Genomic DNA, 23,881 nt, shown 5'->3' with positions numbered 1-23,881 from the left:
TGATCGCGGATGACTGCTTTTTGCCGATAGCTGCCGTTCCTAACGACAGCTACCGGCCAGGAGCGGACGTGCCCCTCGTGGGTAATTCCAGTCGTACATATGTGTCCCGCAAATCAGAAATATTTTTATTCCTCAAGAATTAGCTTTTGATTACGGTCTACGCTCGACACAAGGGTTGAAAAAGGGGCGCGCCAAAAAATGACAGGTAAAATAGATGCGATGCTTTACATCACAGAGAGCAGCTTTACTAGGAAAATCCTATTGCTTTCGAAGCTGTCGAGTAAAGCGCGACTTGAAATAGTGATTTGGCTTTACCCAGAATCGAGCGCCGAAAGTATAATTGGCTTTCACGCCGACTCCCCAACCAAAGTCAATGCTTTGCCGGTTACAACTTACCCGAGCCACATTGTCGGCAGATGCACTCAGCGACTTCAAATCACCGATGACTTAATTAAAATCATTGCACTTAATGAAAGAGATCTTATTGGCGAGTGTGACAGCTTGTGCGTTTATCACCCCGACAAGGTCGAATGGGAAGTAAGCGTTATATTCCACGAAGGAGTCATCTTAATTAAGGATAGCTCTCTACTCGTTAACCTAGAGGCTCTTAATTTCAGGATTTCACCACACGCTCCATCTTGGTGGTGAACCACCGTTCGCTTCGGAACAGTTCAGAAAAGCCAATGCTGACCTACTGGTGCCAGTCGCGACAGGCAGAAAAAGGCCAAAAGCGGACATTGCACAAGGTATGCTTTAGCAGCCGAATCGTCTTCGTCCAAGAGCAGTTTAATGACCTCGGCTGTACCGGACTCAGGATCCGCCTTCGAACGTCGTTTATCATTGAGAGAGCAACAAGGAAAACTCCACGTGACTGACGTAACTCAAATCAGAAAAATGTCCATTCAAGCATTAGGCATTTTCGTTATCTTTCCCGCAACGTTGGCGACCGCCTTTTTCAGCTTATTTGCGCTGGCGAAACTTAATTCGTTTATTTTTGTAGAAAGTGATACTTCCACGCGCGACCTCATGATGCACTTGAGATTGGCTGTCGGTTTGGCCTTGGGATGGGCTGGGGTCATAACGGGAGTAAAGCTGTATTCTCATTTTCTGCTGTCAGACGCGTCGCCAAGCTGGTCGGGCTTGGCATGGACAGGGCTTATCTGCGGGACTGTGGCCAGTGTAGGCTTGATATATACATCAGGTGGATCACTTTCATTTCGCATCTGTTCCATGGGATGGCCGCTGATAGGTACCGCAGTGCTTGGTTGGCTTTTACTTAATGCTAACAGTGCGGATCGCCACAAATAGCCGCCTTTGGCCATGGGCGAAAAGCTGCAACGAGGCGACCTCTGCCCTTCACCAAGAGCCGCTAAGAGTCGAAAGCGGACATTTACGAACGGCTGCTTATGGCCGATAGCTGCCACTCACCACCGACCGCTTTCGGCGAGAAGCGGACATTCTATGCCCAACACATAAGGACAAAAGCATGCGACTAAATCCCCTCCTCGCAAGTAAAACAGCTCTCCTGCAGAAGACTTTCTAGCCGCGAGTTTTTAATCTTAAAAGCATCGCGATTTAATGGGGTTGCTCCGGCCCAACCGGCGCGAACGCTTTGGCAGCGGCCACGGTATCCATGGATTCGCGCAGCAGCTGAATTTTGCCGTCTCTGGCCACCAGGCGGCCGGCGTACATCTGCCGATAGATGCGGCCGGTAGCAGGCACCAAGGCCTCTACGCTGTATTCCGCAAATGCCTGCTCGGGTGTGTCGATTAGAAAGCGAACGTTGCGAAATTTGAAGTCCGGCACTTTACCGAGCAATTAGCCGATAAATCCCTCGAGAGCCGCAAGACCTTGCACACGATGGGGAATGCCCAGCGACTCCAGGAAGGGCAACTCCAGCACTCCATCTTCCACGAAAAGCGCTGCCGCCAAGTGCGGCGTCTGGATGGCATCCAGGTAATTTTGAAGTAATTCCACGGCGTTTTTCATGACGATTTTCTCCGAAACGTATAAGGAATGGGCACGCTGTAGGTGCTGACCTGATCACGTTAAGAGATTTATTGCTTTTCAAAAATAGACGCTAATGAAAGTAATCGTTTCAAAATTGAAAGCCTGTTTTCGTGAGAACTCATGACGGCCATCGCCATTCGGGCTGACTTAAATGCTCGGCAAAGAAGTCCGACAACGCTTTGATTTTAACCGGCCGGGTGCGTGCCGAGGGGGTGACGAAATACAAGCCGCCACGGGTCATACTCCATTCTTGTAGCACCACGACCAAGCGCCCGTCTTTCAAGTATTCGCTGGCGATAAATTCGGGCAATTCGGCGATGGCCTGGCCTTCGAGCAACACCGGCAGTAACGCATCCGAGTTGGTCACTCTTAGCGGGCCGCTGGGCACCACGTCTTCTTCAGTGCCGTCTTTATGGGTGAACCGCCACACTTGGCTACGGGCTCGGTATGCATAACTCAGGCAAGTGCGGGCCGCCAGTTCGCGGGGTTGGTCAGGATGGCCATGGGTCTCTAGATAAGCTGGTGAGGCGACCAGGTATTGGGTGACAGCGCATAGATGCCGTGCAACCAGCGAGGAGTCTGGCAATACGGCAATGCGTAATGCCGCATCAAAGCCCTCAGCGATCAGGTCTACCGAGGCGTCTGAAAGGTGCAGGTCAATCGACAGCTCGGGATACTGCCGGATTAATTGCGGCATCAGCGGTGCCACCCAGCGCAGACCAAACGACATGGGGATCGCCAAGCGTACTTGGCCGCGCGGCTGAACCGACAAATCCTGAGCTTCGCTTTCCACCTCTTCAGCGCGCCGATAAATTTCTCCGGCCTTGGCCGCCATGCTCGCGCCGAATTCGGTGAGCGCCAGTTGCCGCGACGTGCGGTTGAACAATCGCCCACCGAGACGCTCCTCCAGCCGTGCGACCGCCCGCGATACCGTTGGCACCGACACGCTCATGACACGCGCCGCGCCGGCGAAAGAGCCTTCTTCGGCCACCTTGGCAAACATCGCCAACCCTTCAAAATCTGGAAGTCTGCTCATTTCATTTCTGCAACGATAAGTTTCAGACAATTCTATTTTGAAACTTGTGCGCCGTCGATAAACTTCTCCCACACCGCAACTCACTAAATCGAAATACGGGAGAACGACCATGGCTAACAAACTCGAAGGCAAAATTGCACTGGTGACCGGCGGGACGACGGGCATCGGCTTGGCAACTGCCAAACGCTTCGCTCAGGAAGGCGCCCACGTTTACATTACGGGCCGCCGCCAAGCCGAACTGGACGCCGCCGTCGCCACTGTCGGCAACGCCACCGGCGTAAGGGTGGACTCCACCAACCTCGATCAGCTTGACACGCTGTACCACCAGATTGGTGCGGCTCACGGCCGAATTGATGTGTTGTTCGTCAATGCGGGTGGCGGCTCCATGCTGCCACTGGGCGACATCACTGAGCAGCAATACGACGACACCTTCAATCGCAACGTCAAAGGCGTGCTGTTCACTGTGCAAAAGGCACTGCCGCTGCTGGCCAAAAAAGCCTCGGTGATTCTCACCGGTTCCACTGCAGGTAGCTCGGGCACTGCAGCCTTTAGCGTATACGCCGCCTCCAAAGCTGCCGTGCGCTCATTTGCCCGGAACTGGATTCTGGATTTGAAAGACCGCCAAGTGCGTATCAACACCATCAGCCCCGGAGCCACCCGCACTCCTGGCCTGGTTGAACTCGCCGGCCCCGATGCCGCTCAGCAGCAGGGCTTGCTTGACTACTTGGCGTCGCTGATCCCCATGGGCCGTGTTGGTGAAGCGGACGAGATTGCCAGCGCCGCGTTGTTCCTCGCCTCGGATGACGCAAGCTTCGTCAACGGTATCGAGCTATTTGTTGACGGCGGCCAGGCGCAAATCTGACCACCCAGCGGGCGACTGTCACGAGCGCCCGCCAACCCTTTTCGAGAGGGACAGGTTATGAACCTATTGCACTGGCCACTGCAGGCCATCAGCGTGATCCTGACTAACGCTACTCAGGCAGCGACCATATCCTCGCAAAGCCACACCGCTCTAGACACAGCCGCACAGCTTCAAGTTTCGGCCATAGATCATGTTGGCATCAATGTGCCGGATATCGAAGCCGCCCGCGCTTTTTCTCCGCCCTGATGGGCGCACGGGTGATCTCGGATATCAGCCCTGTCAAGATTCCGGATCAGTGGAAAAGCCAATTCCGCTGGCATGGCTCCAGCGAGCTGCAACGTTTTGTGATGCTGCAAATGGACGGCGGCGCGAAGCTGGAGTTATTTCAATACCAAGGCACTGAGATCAATCAAACCCAACCCCACGGTGACGACGCAGGTGCCAGCCATTTGGCCTTGCGTACCGCTGATATGGACGGCAGCCTGGCTACCCTCACGCGCTTGAATGTGACCCTTCTCAACGAGCCCATTACCAAGCCGGACGGCGTTCGCTGGTTCTATTTTCAAGCGCCGTGGGTCACGCGGATTGAGCTGGTGTCGCCGCCACAGAGCGTCAGTGGCTGATCCTGCCGTCTACACGAGGGCCGTGCCTGATTACCCGCCCGACCACCAAGCCAAACATTGGGCTTATCGCAATAGCTTCCCGAGCTGACGTCATGCCTGCTGGCGGACAAGGCCGCCAACGGGCTGGTTATGCTCGCAGGATATTCAAAAAGACCAGCATGTAAGCAGTAGACATTTTCCAGTCATTGTGGAGTGACTGCTCCTAGCCTGTTGCGACGTATTTGGGCATACAGAAACCGTCTTTTTCTGCTGAAATTTGCAGTACTTTTCCTCCCCTTGGCTTTGAGACAAGTCATCTAAATCGAGCCAGGTAAACTCGGCGCAGTGAATTCATGACTGTTACCAAGCGATAAGCTAGGTCATAGGTCGGTCTTATCACTCATCGATAAAATCAGGTTTTCCAGGGTTAACTCTTCTGCATCATTTGAGCAGGGCCTTGTTAAGTCCTCATTGCTTAATAGGATGCCTGTATATATATCACTTGATTTTTGTCAAGCAAAAACTCTCTTGCAAGGTAAAAAACTCTCATGCTAGCTTGTTCATACAACAATAAAAAGGAGTTATGCAGTGGAGTCTTATTCTATTCACGTTGAGCATTCAGAAAATACCAAAACTGCTTTTGTGATTTTTAATGACTTGGGTGATGTTCCGCAGTCAGTGCGCGAGTGCAAATTTCAAACTATCGGCTGGATCTTGTATGTGTTTGACAAAATGCAAGCGCTCGTTGATGATTGGGAAGAAATTACCCGTGAAACCAATGTTACCGATGCGTTGGGTAATCTGGCGTCATTGGACTGGGAGACTGCCTGTGCTCTTGTGCGAGCTGAAACTTGGCGGGAGCGTTTCAACCTTACTTGGCCGATTTTGAGCTATCAAGAACAAGCACTTGCGCTCGGATATGTCTATGACGACGAGGAAAATAAAAATTATTGGCCTGGCTTTGACTCGTTCAACATGATGTTTCACGATTTTGTGCGGAAATCCCCACTGCGGAATCGTAGGAAAGTATGCACCGAAATGCTAATAGAATGAGGATCTGATCATGCCAACCTTCTCCATCGATGTCCGTCTATTACAAACTAATGCTGGACGTGTGTTAGAAACACAGCACACGACAGAAAAAAAGAGTCGATCACGCGCTCGATTTTCTAAGGGATCGGCTTGCTCTATAACTTTGCCGATGCGGTTGCCCTCCATCAACCTAACTATGCTCACGTTGCAGTTGATTTTTTCAACTCTCGACTGTACGGCCTCGGAGGCAAACTTGATATAGGAGATGCCTTGCTCGCTGCGGAAGACTGGAAAGAGAGAATGTGTTGCGCTTGGGCCGTGATCGACAAAAAATCACGGGCAGAGGCGTTGAAGCTGGATTATAGAAAATTCCAGAATTATTGGCCAACACTTGATTTTTGTACTCCAAGTTGGGACTTCCAAGTTGAAGAATGGATGAGCAGCACAGATTGATTGGATGCGTATCAGATACATGCCCATAAAGCCAATTCGGAGGCTCATGATCGGTGACTGTGCTTGAGCGCGACCAATGCCTCAAGCGCCTGGACGAGGCTAATGCCCTTCCTTGTCTTTTCTACGATAAAATTATCGAAGGCCACAGAGTCGCTAGCTGCAAAATCCGGATACTCTGCCGTAGCTGATTTAGCGAATTATCGATTGCAGCCCTTCGCGCTCTGCTATTTTTTTTCTGATGGTTTCATTGGGTGGTTACCTAGACCCAAGGGCAGCAAGGCTCGTCAGAGCGTGAGAATGGCCCGCGCCGGGAATAAACGTTAGCAACCGCGTTTCACAGCTCCAGTTCGCAAAGATCGATGCACCGTTCTCCTCACAACGTTACCTTAGGTAGCCTCATTAACACGTGCACCAACCGCCGGTACTCTTCTGCTACCCGAGAGAAAAGCTCGAAATCAAAATACCGTCACCCTTCGTCAATGGGTCTCAAGCGGGTCAGATAATGAATTATGTTGAGCTGATTCAGCGCCAGGCTGAGCAAATTTTTGGCAACAAACCCAAAGCCGATCATTGGCTGAATCAACCGGCAGTAGAAGCCAGTGATTGTTCTCGGTTGCAAATGGCTCACAGTCAAGAGGGATATGAAGTCGTAAAAGCAGACCTCGATAGGCTTAGCCATGGTTTCGCCTGTTAAGGCTCCCCTCCTCCAAACTCCAGGATCCACATGATCACTTTTGACCTCAACACAAACGATGCCGAAGCTCTACTTCGGCACGCGCAAGCTTTCAAACCAAATTCAGGTGATGCTCGGGAAGACCGGCGACTGTGTGAGGCGCTGCTCGATTTGAAAGACGCCCTTTTATCGCACCTGCAGGAACGGGTAGATGGCTCATCTAGATGGAATCCTCAACTGTAGTCCAAGATGAGCTTTCATCTGACGTTGGGGGCAACACGCATTTGAGTTATGACAATCCTCGCAAACACAGCGACTCGGAGCCGTAGGAGTGCTCATTCCATCCCCCGTGCGTCTTCAAGCATTTGCGGCTCAACGACAAAAGTCTCTTTGGTGGGCATTCATTATCCTCACACCACCGCCTACTTTGGTGATCGGAGATCATCGACGTCACTGACGAGTTAGCTCTGCACTGCTGGACAAAGGAGGGTCGAAGATATCGAAGGTGGATCATCACAGGGTCGCAGCGAATGAAGAGATTCTCGAGTAATTCCCTTCCCTGTGAAAGACAATAGATTCTCAAGCCTTCAGATTTAGGAACGCCAAAGCTGCTTGAGGCCGGTAGGCTGGAAAAAATGGACGGTTGGCTCCGCTCGCGATAATTTCACGGTAGCCGCTGGGGCTGTACAGCCACCCACCAGCTACAAGATGTGCGGACAATCACTCAGTTTAAGGACGTCAAATGTTTCCACCGATGGCGAATCCCAATCTCGATATCACAGCGACTGAATTCGAGTATTTGGTCAGGGAATGGATTCTCAAACAGAGTGGTGAGCTGACCTCGCTCGAGGTCATTCACAACGTAAAGCTTGAGGCTTACGACTCCACTTACCAGATCGATGTACTAGCGAAATTTCAAGCCTTTGGAGGCGCCGAATTCACGGTGCTAATTGAGTGCAAGAAACACCGTCACCCGGTTGAACGTGAGCTGGTTCAGGTGCTGCACGACAAAATCAGGTCTCTGGGCGCTCATAAAGGACTGCTTTTTACTACATCAGGATTTCAATCCGGAGCGATAAAGTATGCACAAACTCACGGTATCGCTCTGGTCTCGATAATGGAAGGTGTCGCCACCTATCAAACCAAATCGGCTTTTCCAGTAGAGGCGAAGCCGCCGGCGTGGCTCAACCTCCCGAAATTTGAGCTCTGGCACGTAGGTGAAAACGTAGCGGGTAACATTTCGATGAAGTCTTTGGGTCGTGCAGATTCGGAATTCAATGACATGTTCCGCCTCCCTGGTGGAGCGCAGGTATAGGGTCGGTCAATGGATATGACTGAGATTCAAATGGATCGATACTAGCTCGCTATTGAAAAGAAGATCTCTATTCAGGATTTGTGACGTACCTCCTCATGGCGGACGGCAGTCATAAGCGAGCCCTGTAGTCAGTCGCGGGGCTTGCCGCCTTCCATTTCCCACACCTGCGCGCTCCGCCTGTATAGCTCTCTAAGATCCTCATGAACCCTTCCCAAAAGCAAACAGCCGCTACGTCTCATCTATGAATCGTTGCAGATGCTACGCTTTCCTTTATTCGGAAATTCGAGTCTAAACCAGCTCTGCACGCTCCAACGGCACGTTAGCTGAACTCGGAACCTAAATGCCCCTTGCTCATAGAGAAATTATAAAGTCTAGGAGATAATTATGCGCTCGGAGTTTTGTTTCCCACTTCACCAATGTGCTTCACGGGAGGAGATTTTATTTGAAACTCTTCAGTGGTTAATAGATCTGCCATTCACAAAGCTTACGGAAATAATCCTTGAATCTCTTAGGGGCCAGGGGTGCTTTGTTTATTCCGAGGATTTAGAGAGTATTGAGGTGTTCCAATCTAAAAATAGAGAAAATAATTTCATCAAGTATAGAAGCAATGCAATTCATACGTTCACAGCAATTGATGTACACATCCTAACAACGCCAAAATCTCTCTGGGTCAGGGTTTCGATTACGAGCGCCGCGACCGACATCAGGAACGAGCATCTGGAGATCTTAAAGCCAACATTGCTGTTTAAACTCATTAGCAAATTCGGCGGAGGCTTTGACGGCAAATTAACCGTAACTGTTTCTCCCGTCATATTAGAAGATTCCTGCGCAGGAAAACAGACAGCTGTGGAAATAATAAAATCAAATATAAACTGCAAACTTCCAGTAATCTACGTGAGCGCGAGCAATAACAATCAATACTCTGTAATCCCTGACAGACTCGCAAGAAAGGTCTGTGGCATGGCTCATGTTGTAGTAGAACCAAATCGCGAATTTTCTATTAAACTTCGGCACAAAGTAGCATCGCGAAATGCGTATGGTGGCGTAGTCGCGATATATTGGCCGCTGAAACTCAAAAGCACATTATTCCAAAGAGAGTCACGAGACACTAAGTTTTTTGAGCAGGCGATATTCGAAGAGATCTACAGCACTTTATTCATATCTTCACCTCGAAAAACCGAGCCCGACGAATTGAGCAGCACGAATAGCACTCAGCAAAAACCATCTTTCAGCAAAGTAATTCGTGATCGCTGACGTATCTGCGCCGAGGAAATAACCGGTTAGATTCGTATTAACAGCTTTCTTCTTTAATAGGAAAGTTGATTCGCCGACACGAATACACATTTGTTTCTTATAAAAAGTGGTTCCACAGCCCCCTGCTTCAAAATGTTGCGTTACGCAACGAAAACGGTAATTCATGCACGAAAAACATCGAGCAGTATTTTTGCCTCATCAGCTGCACAACATCACATTCTTCGCGACCAAATTGACTTCGTCGTCGGAAGATGAAGCAAAAACCCGCGACTGGACTATCGTTGACATGTCGTCCAAGTGGCTAGGCGTTTGCGAGGATGGCCGAGCAGACGTAACGGAAATAAATAGGCGGGATCGGAACTGAGTTGGTCGCAAACAGCGGCGAAATCTAGCGAAAGGAGTACTCAATGAATCGCATACGCACGTGGCTACCCAAGCTCGCCCTAGTGGCGACCTCGGTGATGGCGCTGTCGGCAACTGCCACAGCAGCTGAAAAACCCAACATCCTGGTGATCTTCGGTGATGACATCGGCCAGACCAACATCAGCGCCTATTCCATGGGTGTTGTCGGTTACAAAACGCCAAACATCGACCGGATTGCCAAAGAAGGCATGATGTTCACCGATTATTACGCGGAGAACAGCTGCACCGCCGGGCGATCCTCGTTCATTACTGGTCAGACGCCGCTGCGTACCGGCCTGTCTAAAGTCGGGATCCCGGGTGCACCGGTCGGCTTGCAAAAGCGTGATATCACCATTGCTCAGGCGCTCAAGTCGCAAGGTTATGCCACCGGTCAGTTCGGTAAAAACCACTTGGGCGACAAAGATGAATACCTTCCGACCAACCACGGCTTCGACGAATTCTTCGGCAACTTGTATCACCTCAACGCTGAAGAAGAACCTGAGCGTCCGTACTGGCCGAAAGACGACCCGGAATTCGTTAAAGCCACCTCCCCTCGCGGCGTTATTCATAGCTTTGCTGATGGCAAGATCGAAGACACCGGTGCGTTGACTAAAAAACGCATGGAAACCATCGACGACGAAACTACTGCAGCCGCTCAGGCCTTCATCGAGAAACAGGCGAAAGCGGACAAACCGTTTTTCGTCTGGATGAACACCACACGCATGCACGCTTTTACGCACATTCGTGACTCAATGCAGGGCCAAAGCGGCATGCCGGGCAACGATTACGCTGACGGAATGATCGAGCACGACGGTGACGTCGGCAAACTGTTGAAAACCCTTGATGACCTGAAAATAACCGATAACACCATAGTCGTTTACACAACCGATAACGGCCCGAACCAGTGGTCGTGGCCCGATGCGGCAACCACACCGTTCCGTAACGAAAAGAACTCCAACTGGGAAGGCGCTTACCGTGTGCCAGCAATGGTTCGCTGGCCGGGCAAAATCAAACCGGGAGAGGTGTCCAACGAGCTGTTCTCGGGTCTGGACTGGTTCCCGACACTGCTCGCCGCTGCGGGTGATACCGATGTCACCAACAAGCTGCTCAAAGGCTGGGCGCCGACTTCCGGTGGCGCCAATTTCAAAGTGCATCTGGATGGCTACAACCAACTGCCGTACCTGACCGGCCAGAGCCCTAAAGGTGAGCGCAAGGAGTTCTACTACTTCAACGACGATGGCGTGCTGGTGTCTATGCGTTTCGGCAATTGGAAAGCCGTGTTCTGCGAACAACGCGCACCGGGTGGTTTCAAAGTCTGGAGCGAGCCGTTCGTATGCCTGCGCGTACCGAAAGTGTTCAACCTGCGCATGGATCCGTATGAGCGCGCCGATATTGTTTCCGACCAGTATTACGATTGGGCGACCAAAAACGTTTACCTGACCGAAATTGCAGTGATGAAGTCGGCGGCGTTCCTGCAAACCTTCATCGATTACCCTCCTAGTCAGAAGCCAGCAAGCTTTAGTGTGGATCAAGTCCGCGCAGCTGTAGATTTAAAAATTGAAGAAAAAATGAAGGCTCAATCGAACCCTGTAAATTGAGTATCGTTTGGGCTTGAGGCCAGCCTCAGGTAACAAAGCCTTCCCTCTAGGTTTGTTTAACCAAAAGGGAAGGCCTTTTCTCTACCAGCTCGACGGGAGGCATTCATATCCTCATCGAATGTTAAAAAAGACCTCACCACTCCACTCCGGATCGGTGTCAGCTGTAAATGGAGTCACCACAATGGTTGAAGAGCAGTTCGATCCATCCACCACTTATGAACTTCACTTTGATGGTGATCACATAGGTTTTGTGCAAAAGGGCGTCTATTTCGAGGGGCCTAAGCAGGAGCAGTGCGGTGAGATTCGGGAGGGGGTCTTTTTTTACAACGGTAAAGCAGCCGGCACCCTAGATGGCTTGACTCTGCTACGAACTCACCCGGAGCCGATGACCATTATGCAGCTGATCCCGCTTGAGGGATGAACCCACGGCCTTGGAAAAACAAACTACCTGAGCGTGTTTCGCGAGCAGGTCAGTGTCTGATCATCCTATATCAATGACTCAGCATTGTGGGCTTCCATCCTGAACGAGGGTTATACCGTCCGCCTCTGCCAGCAAACGCTCTATGAGCGTCATGTAGGTAAGGGAATCCACCCAAAACTAGCGATTTCTCAGTCCCTAATACTTTCTAGGTAGCTGCATCCACACGTCTAACGCACGATCCAGTCTCAACGGCTTTTGCCGCCAAATCTCACCGTATGCAGTTCCATTTCCATGCAGGTAACGATCTCGCCCTGGGCCAGACGATAGTCCGAAAGGGCCACTGTCATCGTTAGCCTGAAAGGGGGGCGCATTTCCATTTTTCTACTCGATCCCGAAGAGTGGACAGCATTATGCGCTGCCGCAGCTATTGAGCAGGAACCAGATATCAGCATTATTGCATCCCGACGATGACGTAGAGGATGCGGCTGTCTACACTGCGAGCTGCACGTGAGTTTCCATCTGAATCATTCTGAGCACCTAGCATGTCTGTCCTGCACCGCAATAACGTAAATGTAGTAGGCGACGGCTTGGCCACGCTGATCTTTTCCCACGGCTTTGGTTGTGATCAAACCATGTGGTGCTACCTGGTTGAGCATTTCACCAGTCGATTCAGGGTAGTTCTCTACGACCTGGTCGGTGCTGGGCAGTCCGACTTGGAAGCTTACGAACGGAACAAATACGGAACGCTGCAGGGTTATGCGCAGGATCTAACTGAGGTAATCGATGAATTCGCTGTTGGCCCAGTCATTATCATCGGTCACTCCGTCAGCGCCATGATCGGTGCTTTGACAGATCGCGCTCACCAAAACCGTATCGCTGCTCATGTGATGATCGGGCCTTCGCCTTGCTATATCGATACCGGAGATTACGCAGGAGGGTTCACGCTCGATGACATTGAGTCCTTACTCCATACCCTCGATAGCAATTATCTCGGATGGTCAAGCACAATGGCACCCGTGATTATGGGCGCACCCGGCCAACCCGATCTAAGCGAGAAGCTCACCAACAGCTTTTGTCGTACTGATCCTGAAATAGCCAAGCACTTTGCCCGCGTGACGTTTATGTCCGACAACCGGGAGGACGTAAGCGGATTGACAACTCCGACGCTGATTTTACAGTCCACGGACGACATCATTGCCCCCCTCGCTGTCGGCGAATACCTGCATCAAATAATGCCCAACAGCACACTCTGCCTTGTGGACAATATTGGCCATTGCCCGCACATGAGTGCACCGAGCGCTTGCTCGGAAGCTATGGACAGGTTCCTGCTGCCTTGGACAGAAGCTAGCGATGGCAGGTAAAACAGCAGGCCTCCCCGACCCAGACTCGCTATTTGACCATGCCCCTTGCGGCCTGATCGTCACGCTCGAAAACGGAAGCATAGTTCGCGTCAATCAAACCTTCTGCACTTGGATCGGTTGTGGGCCAGGTGAGCTGGAAGGCCAGCGATTCCAAAACTTGCTCACGATGGGCGGACGAATTTTCCATCAGACACACTGGGCACCTCTGATGCGGATGCAGGGCTCAGTGGCAGAGGTCAAACTCGATTTGATTCACCGGGATAAATCGCTCATTTCAATGCTCCTCAACGGCGTACGTCGGCAGCATGAGTCAGGGGTTTACTATGAGTTGGCGTTGTTCTGCACCGCTGACAGAGACAGGTACGAACTGGAGTTATTGAAAGCACGACAGCTGGCAGAAGAACTCTTGGCCAAAAAGACGGCTGCCGACGCTGCCCTCGCGCAGGTTCAGGAGAAGCTCAACACCGCCTACGAAAAATCCAAGCGACGGGCATTATTTGCTGAGCAGATGGTTGCCATCGTCAGCCACGACCTCAAAAATCCGTTAACGGCCATCAAGATGGCCACAGAAATTCTCAATCGGAAAATGCCTGGCGGCAAAGAACAGGTCATGCTCAACCACATCAGCAGTTCTGCGGATCGTGCCCATCGAATGATCGCAGATTTGTTGGATTTCGCGCTGGCAAGAGTGGGTCGCGGCATAGCGGTTTCCCTATCTACTCTAGAGCTGCACTCCATAGTTGCTCAGGGTGTTGGAGAACTTCGACTAGCATTCCCCGATGCGGAAATCGTTCATCAAACATTGGGGAACGGCGATGTGAGACTTGATCCAGATCGAATCCAACAGATCATTGGAAACCTGGTGGCAAACAGTGTTGCCTACGGCGACCTGCTGCAACCTATTACTGTGACCTCCCAAGTGGAAAGCGACCACGCGAGCATAGTGGTTCACAATTTCGGCCCAGTGATTCCGGAATCGGCTGTCGCAGAGCTGTTTGAACCCATGAAGCGCGGCTCAGAAAAAGATAGCGAGCTGCGCAGTGTAGGACTCGGTCTATTCATAGTTCGTGAAATCGTTACGGCGCACGGGGGAACGATTTCGGTGAGTTCCACTGCAGATTGTGGAACGTCGTTTACCGCGATTTTTCCAGTGATATAGCTATGCCCACGCCTTCGCTGCGCTTACAAGTCTTTGCGTGAAACAAGGCAAGCGCAGCGACATCATGGAATCAAGTCAAATGGTTAAGCGCAATATCGATGATGTCGAAGTTACGAAGGCGATCGGGATTGCTGAAACCGGACAACTTGCGGTTGAAAATCAATGGTACTTTTTGCTCGGACACGCCGCCCTGTGAGCGCAAAGGCACCGCAAGTCCGGATAAGTCGTGTTCCTCGGCCGCAGTCCCTAACACCGTCAGCCGCTCCGCGAGAACGATCAAATCACCAATACGGTCTTCCGGCAATTCGAAGCGGTCAGCGGCTTGCGCACGAGTTAGCACGCACTCGATGCCTGTGATGCCAGTCAAAAACGCTATCACGTCGGCCTGCTCGACTGAATTTCGCAAATACACCGTTGCGTAAGAACCCAGCGCACCGTGGTGCACCAGATTCACCGCGTACTTACACCGGGAGGCCGGCTCGGGCTGGTCTGGAACGTGCGCGACGAGTCAGTCGACTGGGTGGCCGCCATCACTGAGATCATCACGCCTTACGAAGGCGATACCCCACGCTTTCATACCGGCAAATGGCGCCGTCCGTTCAACAACGGCCGTTTCTTGGAGCCCGAATTGACCTGCTTCAATTACCCCCATACAGGCAGCGCAAAGTCTGTGATCCTTGATCGATTTCTGTCAGTCAGCTTCATCGCGGCGCTTCCTGCTGAGGAGAAAGACAGGGTGGCGGAGCAACTGATGAATTTGATTCAGACCCACCCGGCGCTACGCGGACACGAGACTATCGAGTTTCCTTATCAGACTTTCGCTTATGTATGTCGCCGTCAGGATTGAGTTCGCCGTCTCAACAGACGAGCACGACTAAAATAGGGAGGCAGGCAGTATCCGAATTCGTGTTGCTGGACGAAGAATGAGAACGCCCATTGAGCCTGCTGTTCTATATCGACTCTGCAGGGTAGAAAGTCTTGTTTCGCAGATCGTCATACCGGCCAAATGAATCAGTGATAGTTTCCCAGCCATTCACAGCGTGGATATGTCCCTAGCATTGGGCAAGAATTAGCCAGTATTAGGCTAACGCATGCTCCTGCCGTTCTTTTAGATTGGTTGCACAACCACCATGAGTATCCTTAATGACTCTATCTGATTTGAACCGGCCGATATCTGAAGCTCCCGTTTGGTTTGTCACTGGGGCAAGTCGCGGGCTCGGCGCTGCGATTGTCCGAGTGGCCCTCAACGCGGGCTATCGTGTTGTGGCAACGAGCCGCAACGCGGGCGCGATTCAAGCGGCATTTCCAAATGAAAAAGCTGAGCGTCTACTCGCTCTGTCATTAGATGTAACAGTACCGGGCCAGGCTCAATCTGCAGTCGAGGCCACGGTTGCAAGATACGGGCGTATTGATGTTCTAATTAATAATGCGGGGTATGGACAGTTAGGACAGTTCGAAGAAGTCAGCGAGGTCGCAATTAAAGAGCAGTTTGAAACGAACGTGTTTGGCTTGATGCACGTGACGCGTGCGGTGCTGCCCCTGATGCGAACCCAACGTTGCGGTCACATTTTTAACGTTTCGTCGATAGGAGGCATGGCCGGATTCGCTGGCGCAACCGTTTACTGTTCAAGCAAATTTGCGGTTGCAGGTTTCTCAGCTTCTTTAGCAGATGAGGTCGCGCAGTTTGGTATCAAAGTCACTAGCGTTTTACCAGGCTACTTTCGTACTGATTTCTTGGCAGCAAATTCAGTGCGATACGGTGACTCCGTACTAGAGGATTACTCCAGCACCTCTACCACCCTACGAAGTCAGTTCGACAACTATAACCAGCAACAGCCTGGCGATCCAGAAAAGCTCGCAAGTGCATTAATTAACGTGGCCCAACATCCACAACCGCCATTGTGTTTTGTTGTCGGTGCCGACGCTGTCAGCATCGCTTCTTCGGAAATGAACCGTGTTCTAGGAGAGATAAAAGATTGGCGTGCGCTGTCCGAGACAACCAACATTAGCTGACGGTTATCGCGGTTGGCTGGCTTGCGGTGGCTGCAACAGTTGGAGTTACACAGCCTCCTCCAACTTAGGAGGAGGCTTATTGCAGATCAAACTTTGATGAACGCCAATAGGTCTTGGTTGATGACCTCGGGATGGGTGGTGCACATTCCGTGTGGATAGCCCTTGTAGATTTTAAGCGTACCGTTTTTTACTAATTTGATGGACAGCTCCGCTGAGTCAGCAATCGGAACGATTTGGTCATCGTCGCCGTGTAGGATCAGCACAGGAACTGTGATCTTTTTAAGGTCTTCGGTGAAATCGGTTTCCGAGAAAGCCTTGATGCAGTCATAGTGTGCTTTAGCACCGCCCATCATGCCTTGGCGCCACCAATTTTCCTTAACGCCCTCAGAAACAGAGGCGCCCTCGCGATTGTAACCGTAGAACGGAATGGGTACTTCTCTATAAAACTGCGCACGATTGGCAGCTAGTGCAGAGCGGAAACCGTCGAAAACGTCGATCGGAAGTCCGCCAGGATTGTTGGCTGACTTCACCATTACAGGAGGAACCGCGCCGATCAACACAGCTTTGGCGACATGGCCAGCACCGTGGCGGGCGACATAACGAGCTACTTCGCCGCCGCCGGTGGAATGGCCGATGTGCACGGCGTTCTTTAGCTTCAGATGAGCGACCAAGGCAGCTACATCAGCAGCATAGGTGTCCATGTCATTGCCGGTCGAGGTCTGCGTGGAGCGACCATGCCCGCGCCGATCATGCGCGATCACTCGATATCCCTTGGAAACGAAAAACAGCATTTGTGCATCCCAATCGTCTGCACTGAGAGGCCAGCCGTGGTGGAATACGATCGGCTGACCCGTGCCCCAATCTTTGTAGAAGATTTCGGTGCCGTCACTTGTAGTGAAGCTGGTCATCGCGTTCTGTCCTTTTTGAATCGGGGCCGTAGCTCCCGCCTGGGCAACATCGCTACCTATCCCAATGGCGGTAATCGAACTGGCGACTAGCGCCGTAGCGCCAACTTTAAGTATTTGTCTACGTGAACTGGATTGAGTACGGATTTGGTTTGGCACGGTACCTCCCACTCTCGCCATTACGCGAAAGATGATGACTAAACACGTGAGCGCTAATTAATACTTCATTTGTTCTTGTTAGATGGTTCGGCTATCCCATTAAGACTTTGCAGCCGCCTCGATTATTTGCGCCACTGGCCGAGGGTTCGAAACCATCACCACATGAGATGCGCCCTTCACTACAACGGTCTGTCTGGACTTAGCACGGTCAGCCATGAATGCCATCGCTTGTGGAGGAATATTCTTGTCCTTATCACCGAAGATCCACCACGACGGAATTGTTTTCCATGCTGCATCTGTTGCCGCTTCGTTTAGCGCCTCTTCAGTAACGGGGCGCTGGGTGGCCGCCATCAGGCGAGCATCGGCCACGGGTACGTCAGCTGCGAATTGACTAGGAAATTTATCCTGCTGGATATAAAGATCTTTGCCGCCGCCTTCCAGTGCAATAGGGGTGTCGAGAGTAGGGCCAAGGGTGGCTCCCGGAAATTTACCCGTTAGTGCTACGGCGCTCTCACCGTTTTCAGGTGCAAACGCAGCGACATACACCAAAGCTTTCACATTCGCCTGGCCGTAAGCCGCTTCACTTATCACCGGGCCGCCGTAGGAATGACCGACGAGCACGACTGGACTCTTGATGCTTTTAACGAGGTTCTGAATGGACTGAGCGTCGCTCTTGACGCTACGCAGCGGATTTGCGGCGGCGACAACAGTGTATCCATCTTTCTCAAGAATTTTTATGACCCCGTTCCAGCTGCTTGATCCTGCGAAAGCGCCGTGCACCAGAACAATGGTGGGTTTAGCTGGTTCGGCAAACGCTGAAGGGGATGCCAATACGACAAAAGTCATTGCCAAACGGGTTAGCAGCTCATTAATTTTCATACGCGCTCCTGCAACAAAATATAAGTAGGTTGTCTTGCACTGCCTGCTTCAGACCCGAAATATTACTTTTTCGAGAAACTGATTTTAAACTAAAGAAAAAACGGCTTTCCCAACTCCTGTTATAGAAAACTTCCTCGTTCCCCAAAGAACCCGTAACAGCCTCGCCAACCGGCAAGCCTCCTACCATTTTAGATTAGCGCTTTGAGGTAGTTACGAATTGTACGGATGTGCTATTACGCTCAGGCTGACCGCTTCTCTAGCAATCGCTCATTGACGACGATGACAGCCTGTATTTCACTAGGAATATTGGTTAGGGAGTGACAGAGCATCGCATGTCACCAAGACCGGTTTGTAGCCAGACTATCTTGACATTCAATATCATTGCTATTCGCGGAATTTGCACCGAAAGAGGACATTTGACTCCCCTTAACCATTCGCTGATTTCTACTTCAGTGCAGTTGCAGTAAGGTGCCAGCTTAATAACAAACTGCTCTAAGCTGATTCCGGAATAGCATAACGAAATTTTTAGCCGATCGTTGAATGTTTCCAACCCGCGATCGTATCGCGTTCTAGCAACTGATCCATTAAGCATAAACGGCGCTCCAATCAGCTTTAAAGAATGGGGGCAATTGAACAAGAGTAGCGCGCTTCAGAGCGCAGCAGAGAATCCTGCCAAACTAACTGGACAAACTCTCGACAGATCACTTTTTTATGCTTAGGAGTGGCGGAAATGCCACTAAATCTTGATCGCTGCTTAGGAACAGGTTTGTATATTCTTAACCTTGGGGACAAGTATGACTTACCTTTCGGGTAGGTTACCCACAATAAACGCGATCGCTGAACCAAAGAAACCGGATCGATCGTCATCGGCGAACAACGACATCCTCCGAAGATACTTGGACAGGTCAATTCAGTTAGTTCGCCGAGTCCATACGTAGACTGTGCGCAAATCGACGTTTAATGTTATTACGAATCCTTTATCGACGGGGCGTTGTTCAACAGCCAACGCCGGAGGCGACGTCAGTCATCAAAAGTAGTAGCATGACTCTCAGGAGATTTCCCGCAATGACTGACCGAACAATCGGAGAAAATTTACAGCGTCTCTTAAACGCACTTGTCAAAACAAGAGACTGACCATTACTTACCCTTAAAAATACCAACAACAATTGGTCGATATCAAACATACGGGCATTTGTTCATCAACCCGAGGTTCCTTCATGGGCTTACTCATACAAAACCGGATTCAAATGGTTAATCGTGCCACCCTAGTCTTTGCGTTATTTCACGCCGATAGGGCGTATCGATCTGTTGTGGCACCTGAGTAATATAATTTCGGGCATGATCCAGCGTGTCTCCGGTGAGGTTCGAAAGATATGAGATCGCATCATTAACGGTGGGGATGAGTCCCTCAACATTCTCGAACCTGGGGGGAAGCGCAGTCCAAATCACGGCATCTACCTGATGAGCCGAAGCCCATTCAGCGATGATCCCCCTCCCCGCTCCAGCGCAAATATATACCCCGACACCATCCTGGCGATCTTTCGGTATCTGCTCCCGGCCGCGCAGTGCATCACAGGCCTCCTCGAGTGATTGAACATTCACTACGGCCCAAAACACTCTACAGACTGGGGCATTTATACAGATGGCGGTAGCCAATTCGCCGCCATCACTCACCCTTGAAAACTCAATCGGAACGAGAGGGCCATCCTCGAACCAACCGGTCGACAGAGGCAGGCGACCAGGTTTCCAAATCAACGACCCCCAACCTAGGCATGCGATAACCAATGGACGACTCCTTCATTCCGACGCGAGGCAATATAAAGAAAGATAGCTAGGCACAGTGACGCGTGCATCATTCGTCCAGGGTTTTGGTTAGGTACTCAGTAAGCGTCGCTGCACAGGCATCAATGCCTTCTAGAAGCACAATCTCAAAACCATGCGTATTTTCAGTTGGAATTGCTAGGCAACCTGCGCGAGCGGCGATACCCGCGCTCATCACCGCGCTGGCGTCGGACGCGAAGTCCACTAACAACGCAACTTGTGGGGTGTATCCCGCACACTCAGCGGCTTTGATGAGCTCGTCGACAACAGAACGGGTGTAATAACCTTTTTCATCACCCGTGTTCACAATTGGATCTGCAGACAGAATGGTTCCATACTCGGCTAACACAGGGCCAACTTCGACGGCGATTGTGGTATCCCCAGGTAACCGAGAGGCTGCATACAACGCCCCGGCGTTCGACTCCTCCTCCAGCGTTGTGCAGACTATCCATACGTCTTGCTTAAGCTCTGCCCGTCTGCTGTTTAGCCGCTGCGCAGTCATTATCACGGCAGTTAAGGGGGCACGGTCGTCGAGAAAGTGTGCTGCCACTGCATCTTTCAATGTGTAGGGCCGACGCCAGTGTTTGCTAAGAACTACCCGCGTACCCGGTCGTACTCCTGCGTCAGTCAGCTCAGCCAAGGTGCACCGAGTTACGACATAAACGTCCTCCCACGTAACTGCGCCTTTCAGTACGTCTTGACCTTGGGAAGAAGTGCCGCTGTTATGCATGGATCCATATGAAAGGACGCCAGGTAGGCACTTGGCATATCCCATGATTTCTACGGGGCACACGCCAAAGCTGATAGGTTTCGCCCCACCCAGCGCCACCACTTCAAGAGATCCATCGCTTCTAACTTTTTTGACAATCATGGCTATTTCATCGAGGTGGGCCATGACGCGAATGGGTCGTTCACGCTTCGATTCCGCATGTGACTTGATTAACCCTCTCACATTCCCTGCATCGTCTATCGAAACATCGTCACAATATTTGCTCAGCTCGTTGAAGCAAATTTCACGTACCTCGTCTTCCTGGCCACCCGGGCCGCGAGCAAGTAGCAATTTCTCTAATAATTTGAGCGTCTCTTCTGGCATCTTGGTTCTCCATAACGGCTACGAACAAGTAGACTCACTTTGTGCCCAGTGTGTTCCATGCAAATCTAAGAGTCGGCATCCATAGCTACAGGTGCCTTTTAAAACTAGGCCAAGCCGTGAAATTTCTCACGTTCGAATATGCCGTTAGAGGTTTCCGCTACCATATTTTTCGTTGATCAGTCAGAGAGAAAAACACATATCTGCATCCTCCCTTAAAGATTCAACAATATTAACTCGCCAGAGCAACATTCTACCCAACATTGGTCGAGCAGCTTGGCATGGCAGTGCTGATTGCAGATAGGCAATAAAAGCCAATATGTCAACGAGGTAATTTTCTCCTCGTCGACACAGAAAGGGGCCATTTTTTCGTCATGACTGCACAGTATGACTTTTGGGTTTTAAAGTGCCAATCAGACTAAAGATCTGCGGGACAGCTAGATGGAATTAGTGTCAAACGTATTACGTAGGAGTATCCATGATGAAAACATCTGTAGCTTTATCTTCGGCGGCAATTCTGTTAACCAGCTTATTAGGCGTCGGAGGCTGTGCTCAGAATTTAGGCGGTGACTCGTACTCAAGAGATGACGCGCGAGCAGCGCAAACGGTTAGGATGGGGACTATTTACTCATTGAGACCGGTCAAAATTGAGGGTACAAAAACACCCATTGGAGCGGGTGCAGGTGCTGTTGTTGGAGGAGTAGGAGGTAGTGCAATTGGCGGCGGGAGGGGTAGCATCGTTGCAGCGGTCATAGGCGCAGTTGCTGGAGGACTCATTGGCTCCGCGACTGAAGAAGGTTTGATGCGCACCCAAGGCGTTGAGATTACCGTCCGAGAAGATGACGGAAGCATGCGGGCCTACGTTCAACAGGTTCAAGAGAATGAGGTATTTCGGACGGGAGAGAGAGTAAAAGTTTTGACCGTAAATGGTACAAGTCGAGTGACTCATTGAGATCCAAGCTACCCGTCAATCGCTAAAAGTCAGCACAGTCGCAGTCGCTTGCAGTGCTATTCTCGCGAGCGCCATTTTAAGGCCAGAGCTTCAAACCGAGTGCCATAACCAAGTTTTTTAGGGGTGTCATCGTGTTTTGCTACCCAACCAAATAAAACGGCGCAAGCAGATGCAGACTCTTGGTTCAAACCATAAAGATCCCTAAGATCAAATCCACCATTTTCAACAGCATTCCACCACGCTAATAAGAAATTGGCGGCTTTGCGCGACTGACCCGTATCTCGTTCAGCTAATGATAGTAAATGCAGAAGAGCATTTTGCGTGACCGGATCGAGTGTTGTCTCAAGGGGGGGATTTTTCGTAAAAAAATGGATCGAAGCAGGCGCGCCCTGCTCAGGTAAAGCCCGCAAGCGTTTGTCTGCCGCATCTCCCCATAGTCGGCCAAGCTCTACCGTTTCCTCTAGGGTCAAAACGTGTCGAGCGCTCAACTCTCGAAGATAATTCAATCCGATATCCAGCGCTTCGAATAAGGCATGGCGCGACGGAGCGTTCTGGATCGCATTCAAATGCGCGAGCGATTTTGTGAAATAGGGTTCGGGGAGATCGTTTAGGCATGGCGAGGACACGGGCGTTTTTCCTTTTAAAAAATTGAGGCGCCAATGTGGTTTTTAAGGGCCGCAGAGAACGTTCTAAGTCTAGTGGAAAAGGCGTCAGGACAAGGAGGAATTCGAAGATATAGGCTGATTCGTGGCCACAGATCCTAGTGCGTTAAGGGGCTCCGTTGAGTCCATCGCAAAAAAAACGACAAATCTCCTGACGGTGGTGACTGGCGTGCATGCTTCCCTGCGAGAGCACATCCGATTGCCGGACTTCACGCCGGCACGTATGTATTGATGAATGTACTGTGGTTGCCCGTACTGTCGTGGACTGTTGGGACACGAGCTTTCTGAAGGGCGGCACCACGTCTGAACCGTTGATAAAACGCGTCTTCATTTTACCTACCAACGATGTTTCGGGGGGCACGTGTCCGCGTTATCGTTGAGAAAGAACCCACCCGTGGGCCCAAACCTGTCAAGTGTGGCCAAGCGAACTGCGATCGGAGCTGCATCTTCCGGTTTGCGGTTACCCATGTGGCCGTTAAGGTCGGTCGCTGTTAAACCCGGGTCGGCGGCGTTCACCTTAATTCCCTCCTCCGCTAATTCCTTCGCTAGCTTAACGGTAAACATGTTAAGAGCCGTCTTCGATGCACAATACCCTGCGGAGCCGATTCCCCAGTTCTCACTCGTTAAATCCAGCGTTGAAGCAATTGAGCCAAGGCCGCTGCTCATCATCACAATTCGCGCTGCCCATGATCTGCGCAGCAAGGGTAGAAACGCTTGGGTGACTCTGACTGCGCCAAAAACGTTAACGTCAAAGATCCCCCGTATTTCGTCCACCGACTCTAAACTGGGAACCGGTGGGCGACCGAAATTTATTCCAGCGTTGTTGACCAATGCGTCGAGCGCATCGATTTCATTTTCGAGACGGTCAACAGCTGACTTAATGCTCTGGGCGTCAACGACGTCGAGCAGTAAACAGCGAGCGTCAATTCCCTCCTGACGAAGTCCATTTGCAGCCTCTTCGCCACGCCCTTCGTCACGGCTGCCTAACCACACCGTATAGCCTCGCTTGCCCAGCTGTCGCGCAATCTCTAGTCCAATACCCTTGTTAGCGCCGGTGATGAGTGCATTGATCGTTGGCATAACGATATTTCTCCCTCAGGACAATTCATATTGAAGGCCTACCCTGCTGGCATGACCATTAAAGTGCGATTTGAGCCATAGATGAAAGCGTTACTGCTAAGCGGTTTGCGGAACGAAGTCCCATCTCTTAAAAACGTGTACT

At 51.1% G+C, this 23,881-nt stretch carries 23 protein-coding genes and 1 pseudogene; 14 read left to right on the top strand and 10 right to left on the bottom strand.

The window, feature by feature from the left end:
* Positions 1-867: 867 nt before the first annotated feature.
* The gene (locus AC3Y64_RS14480; protein WP_489984189.1) at positions 868-1,308 is read left to right on the top strand and encodes a hypothetical protein; all 441 of its coding nucleotides are present in this window, start codon (positions 868-870) and stop codon (positions 1,306-1,308) included.
* A 267-nt stretch (positions 1,309-1,575) separates the two neighbouring features.
* Here the strand turns inward: AC3Y64_RS14480 and AC3Y64_RS14475 are convergent, their stop codons facing one another.
* The 3 genes from AC3Y64_RS14475 to AC3Y64_RS14465 all read right to left on the bottom strand — a co-directional run bounded on the left by AC3Y64_RS14475 (position 1,576) and on the right by AC3Y64_RS14465 (position 3,046).
* A complete protein-coding gene (locus AC3Y64_RS14475; protein WP_489984188.1) occupies positions 1,576-1,818 on the bottom strand; it encodes a nuclear transport factor 2 family protein in 243 nt (80 codons plus the stop codon).
* Entirely contained in the window at positions 1,819-1,989 is a 171-nt protein-coding gene (locus AC3Y64_RS14470; protein WP_489984187.1) for a hypothetical protein, read from the bottom strand.
* A gap of 139 nt (positions 1,990-2,128) precedes the next feature.
* Positions 2,129-3,046 carry a LysR family transcriptional regulator gene (locus tag AC3Y64_RS14465; RefSeq protein ID WP_489987967.1) on the bottom strand — a complete coding sequence of 306 codons (918 nt, stop codon included), beginning with the start codon at positions 3,044-3,046 and terminating at the stop codon, positions 2,129-2,131.
* Between the two features lie 109 nt (positions 3,047-3,155).
* On the opposite strand from AC3Y64_RS14465, the gene AC3Y64_RS14460 reads away from it, so the two are divergent.
* From AC3Y64_RS14460 to AC3Y64_RS14445, 4 genes are all read left to right on the top strand, one after another.
* A complete protein-coding gene (locus AC3Y64_RS14460; RefSeq protein ID WP_489984186.1) occupies positions 3,156-3,908 on the top strand; it encodes an SDR family NAD(P)-dependent oxidoreductase in 753 nt (250 codons plus the stop codon).
* 245 nt (positions 3,909-4,153) lie between these two features.
* Positions 4,154-4,531 carry a VOC family protein gene (locus AC3Y64_RS14455; protein WP_489984185.1) on the top strand — a complete coding sequence of 126 codons (378 nt, stop codon included), beginning with the start codon at positions 4,154-4,156 and terminating at the stop codon, positions 4,529-4,531.
* Positions 4,532-5,098: 567 nt separating this feature from the next.
* Positions 5,099-5,563 (top strand): hypothetical protein, encoded by a 465-nt coding sequence (locus tag AC3Y64_RS14450; protein ID WP_489984184.1) that lies wholly within the window; start codon positions 5,099-5,101, stop codon positions 5,561-5,563.
* A 129-nt stretch (positions 5,564-5,692) separates the two neighbouring features.
* A complete protein-coding gene (locus AC3Y64_RS14445) occupies positions 5,693-5,995 on the top strand; it encodes a hypothetical protein (protein WP_489984183.1) in 303 nt (100 codons plus the stop codon).
* Positions 5,996-6,461: 466 nt separating this feature from the next.
* On the opposite strand, the gene AC3Y64_RS14440 is transcribed toward AC3Y64_RS14445, so the two are convergent.
* Complete coding sequence (locus AC3Y64_RS14440; RefSeq protein ID WP_159812317.1) at positions 6,462-6,674, bottom strand: hypothetical protein; 213 nt, start codon at positions 6,672-6,674, stop codon at positions 6,462-6,464.
* Positions 6,675-7,410: 736 nt separating this feature from the next.
* On the opposite strand from AC3Y64_RS14440, the gene AC3Y64_RS14435 reads away from it, so the two are divergent.
* The 6 genes from AC3Y64_RS14435 (at position 7,411) to AC3Y64_RS14410 (ending at position 14,178) form a co-directional block, all read left to right on the top strand.
* The gene (locus tag AC3Y64_RS14435) at positions 7,411-7,983 is read left to right on the top strand and encodes a restriction endonuclease (protein ID WP_489984182.1); all 573 of its coding nucleotides are present in this window, start codon (positions 7,411-7,413) and stop codon (positions 7,981-7,983) included.
* 384 nt (positions 7,984-8,367) lie between these two features.
* Complete coding sequence (locus AC3Y64_RS14430) at positions 8,368-9,237, top strand: hypothetical protein (RefSeq protein WP_489984181.1); 870 nt, start codon at positions 8,368-8,370, stop codon at positions 9,235-9,237.
* Positions 9,238-9,644: 407 nt separating this feature from the next.
* Positions 9,645-11,237 (top strand): arylsulfatase, encoded by a 1,593-nt coding sequence (locus AC3Y64_RS14425; protein ID WP_489984180.1) that lies wholly within the window; start codon positions 9,645-9,647, stop codon positions 11,235-11,237.
* Positions 11,238-11,418: 181 nt separating this feature from the next.
* On the top strand, positions 11,419-11,658 hold the full coding sequence (locus tag AC3Y64_RS14420) for a hypothetical protein (RefSeq protein ID WP_489984179.1): 240 nt from the start codon (positions 11,419-11,421) through the stop codon (positions 11,656-11,658).
* A gap of 542 nt (positions 11,659-12,200) precedes the next feature.
* Positions 12,201-13,019: an alpha/beta fold hydrolase gene (locus tag AC3Y64_RS14415; RefSeq protein WP_489984178.1), complete on the top strand. Its 819-nt coding sequence runs from the start codon at positions 12,201-12,203 to the stop codon at positions 13,017-13,019.
* Entirely contained in the window at positions 13,009-14,178 is a 1,170-nt protein-coding gene (locus AC3Y64_RS14410; protein WP_400645317.1) for a PAS domain-containing sensor histidine kinase, read from the top strand. The genes AC3Y64_RS14415 and AC3Y64_RS14410 overlap by 11 nt, the downstream gene beginning before the upstream one ends.
* A gap of 70 nt (positions 14,179-14,248) precedes the next feature.
* On the opposite strand, the gene AC3Y64_RS14405 is transcribed toward AC3Y64_RS14410, so the two are convergent.
* Positions 14,249-14,632 (bottom strand): hypothetical protein, encoded by a 384-nt coding sequence (locus AC3Y64_RS14405; protein WP_489984177.1) that lies wholly within the window; start codon positions 14,630-14,632, stop codon positions 14,249-14,251.
* On the opposite strand from AC3Y64_RS14405, the pseudogene AC3Y64_RS14400 reads away from it, so the two are divergent.
* Positions 14,624-15,025 (top strand): annotated as a pseudogene (locus tag AC3Y64_RS14400) (class I SAM-dependent methyltransferase); the annotation flags it as partial. The gene AC3Y64_RS14405 and the pseudogene AC3Y64_RS14400 sit on opposite strands and share 9 nt — an antisense overlap.
* A 296-nt stretch (positions 15,026-15,321) precedes the next feature.
* Positions 15,322-16,191 carry an oxidoreductase gene (locus tag AC3Y64_RS14395; RefSeq protein WP_489984176.1) on the top strand — a complete coding sequence of 290 codons (870 nt, stop codon included), beginning with the start codon at positions 15,322-15,324 and terminating at the stop codon, positions 16,189-16,191.
* A gap of 86 nt (positions 16,192-16,277) precedes the next feature.
* On the opposite strand, the gene AC3Y64_RS14390 is transcribed toward AC3Y64_RS14395, so the two are convergent.
* From AC3Y64_RS14390 to AC3Y64_RS14380, 3 genes are all read right to left on the bottom strand, one after another.
* Positions 16,278-17,099 carry an alpha/beta fold hydrolase gene (locus tag AC3Y64_RS14390; RefSeq protein ID WP_489984175.1) on the bottom strand — a complete coding sequence of 274 codons (822 nt, stop codon included), beginning with the start codon at positions 17,097-17,099 and terminating at the stop codon, positions 16,278-16,280.
* Positions 17,100-17,354: 255 nt separating this feature from the next.
* Positions 17,355-18,101 (bottom strand): alpha/beta fold hydrolase, encoded by a 747-nt coding sequence (locus AC3Y64_RS14385; protein ID WP_400645603.1) that lies wholly within the window; start codon positions 18,099-18,101, stop codon positions 17,355-17,357.
* Positions 18,102-19,986: 1,885 nt separating this feature from the next.
* Positions 19,987-21,048: a zinc-binding metallopeptidase family protein gene (locus tag AC3Y64_RS14380; RefSeq protein WP_489984174.1), complete on the bottom strand. Its 1,062-nt coding sequence runs from the start codon at positions 21,046-21,048 to the stop codon at positions 19,987-19,989.
* 478 nt (positions 21,049-21,526) lie between these two features.
* Here AC3Y64_RS14380 and AC3Y64_RS14375 point away from each other — a divergent pair, with 478 nt between their 5' ends.
* Entirely contained in the window at positions 21,527-21,997 is a 471-nt protein-coding gene (locus AC3Y64_RS14375; RefSeq protein WP_400645302.1) for an outer membrane lipoprotein, read from the top strand.
* A gap of 56 nt (positions 21,998-22,053) precedes the next feature.
* Here the strand turns inward: AC3Y64_RS14375 and AC3Y64_RS14370 are convergent, their stop codons facing one another.
* Together AC3Y64_RS14370 and AC3Y64_RS14365 are read right to left on the bottom strand one after the other, a co-directional pair.
* Positions 22,054-22,623 (bottom strand): DUF7673 family protein, encoded by a 570-nt coding sequence (locus AC3Y64_RS14370; protein ID WP_489984173.1) that lies wholly within the window; start codon positions 22,621-22,623, stop codon positions 22,054-22,056.
* Positions 22,624-22,995: 372 nt separating this feature from the next.
* Positions 22,996-23,739 (bottom strand): SDR family oxidoreductase, encoded by a 744-nt coding sequence (locus AC3Y64_RS14365; protein WP_489984172.1) that lies wholly within the window; start codon positions 23,737-23,739, stop codon positions 22,996-22,998.
* Positions 23,740-23,881 lie beyond the last annotated feature (142 nt).

Source organism: Pseudomonas sp. 4CAES_32.4, from assembly GCF_058136335.1.
This window is presented reverse-complemented; position numbering and strand designations above follow the sequence as displayed.

Bases quoted from the DNA above. Each gene is read 5' to 3' on its own strand.
- AC3Y64_RS14385 (WP_400645603.1), bottom strand. From the start codon at position 18,101: ATGACTTTTGTCGTATTGGCATCCCCTTCAGCGTTTGCCGAACCAGCT.
- AC3Y64_RS14415 (WP_489984178.1), top strand. From the start codon at position 12,201: ATGTCTGTCCTGCACCGCAATAACGTAAATGTAGTAGGCGACGGCTTG.
- AC3Y64_RS14395 (WP_489984176.1), top strand. From the start codon at position 15,322: ATGACTCTATCTGATTTGAACCGGCCGATATCTGAAGCTCCCGTTTGG.
- AC3Y64_RS14460 (WP_489984186.1), top strand. From the start codon at position 3,156: ATGGCTAACAAACTCGAAGGCAAAATTGCACTGGTGACCGGCGGGACG.
- AC3Y64_RS14375 (WP_400645302.1), top strand. From the start codon at position 21,527: ATGAAAACATCTGTAGCTTTATCTTCGGCGGCAATTCTGTTAACCAGC.
- AC3Y64_RS14420 (WP_489984179.1), top strand. From the start codon at position 11,419: ATGGTTGAAGAGCAGTTCGATCCATCCACCACTTATGAACTTCACTTT.
- AC3Y64_RS14440 (WP_159812317.1), bottom strand. From the start codon at position 6,674: ATGGCTAAGCCTATCGAGGTCTGCTTTTACGACTTCATATCCCTCTTG.
- AC3Y64_RS14365 (WP_489984172.1), bottom strand. From the start codon at position 23,739: ATGCCAACGATCAATGCACTCATCACCGGCGCTAACAAGGGTATTGGA.
- AC3Y64_RS14410 (WP_400645317.1), top strand. From the start codon at position 13,009: ATGGCAGGTAAAACAGCAGGCCTCCCCGACCCAGACTCGCTATTTGAC.
- AC3Y64_RS14455 (WP_489984185.1), top strand. From the start codon at position 4,154: ATGGGCGCACGGGTGATCTCGGATATCAGCCCTGTCAAGATTCCGGAT.
- AC3Y64_RS14380 (WP_489984174.1), bottom strand. From the start codon at position 21,048: ATGCCAGAAGAGACGCTCAAATTATTAGAGAAATTGCTACTTGCTCGC.
- AC3Y64_RS14425 (WP_489984180.1), top strand. From the start codon at position 9,645: ATGAATCGCATACGCACGTGGCTACCCAAGCTCGCCCTAGTGGCGACC.
- AC3Y64_RS14430 (WP_489984181.1), top strand. From the start codon at position 8,368: ATGCGCTCGGAGTTTTGTTTCCCACTTCACCAATGTGCTTCACGGGAG.
- AC3Y64_RS14435 (WP_489984182.1), top strand. From the start codon at position 7,411: ATGTTTCCACCGATGGCGAATCCCAATCTCGATATCACAGCGACTGAA.
- AC3Y64_RS14470 (WP_489984187.1), bottom strand. From the start codon at position 1,989: ATGAAAAACGCCGTGGAATTACTTCAAAATTACCTGGATGCCATCCAG.
- AC3Y64_RS14465 (WP_489987967.1), bottom strand. From the start codon at position 3,046: ATGAGCAGACTTCCAGATTTTGAAGGGTTGGCGATGTTTGCCAAGGTG.
- AC3Y64_RS14390 (WP_489984175.1), bottom strand. From the start codon at position 17,099: ATGACCAGCTTCACTACAAGTGACGGCACCGAAATCTTCTACAAAGAT.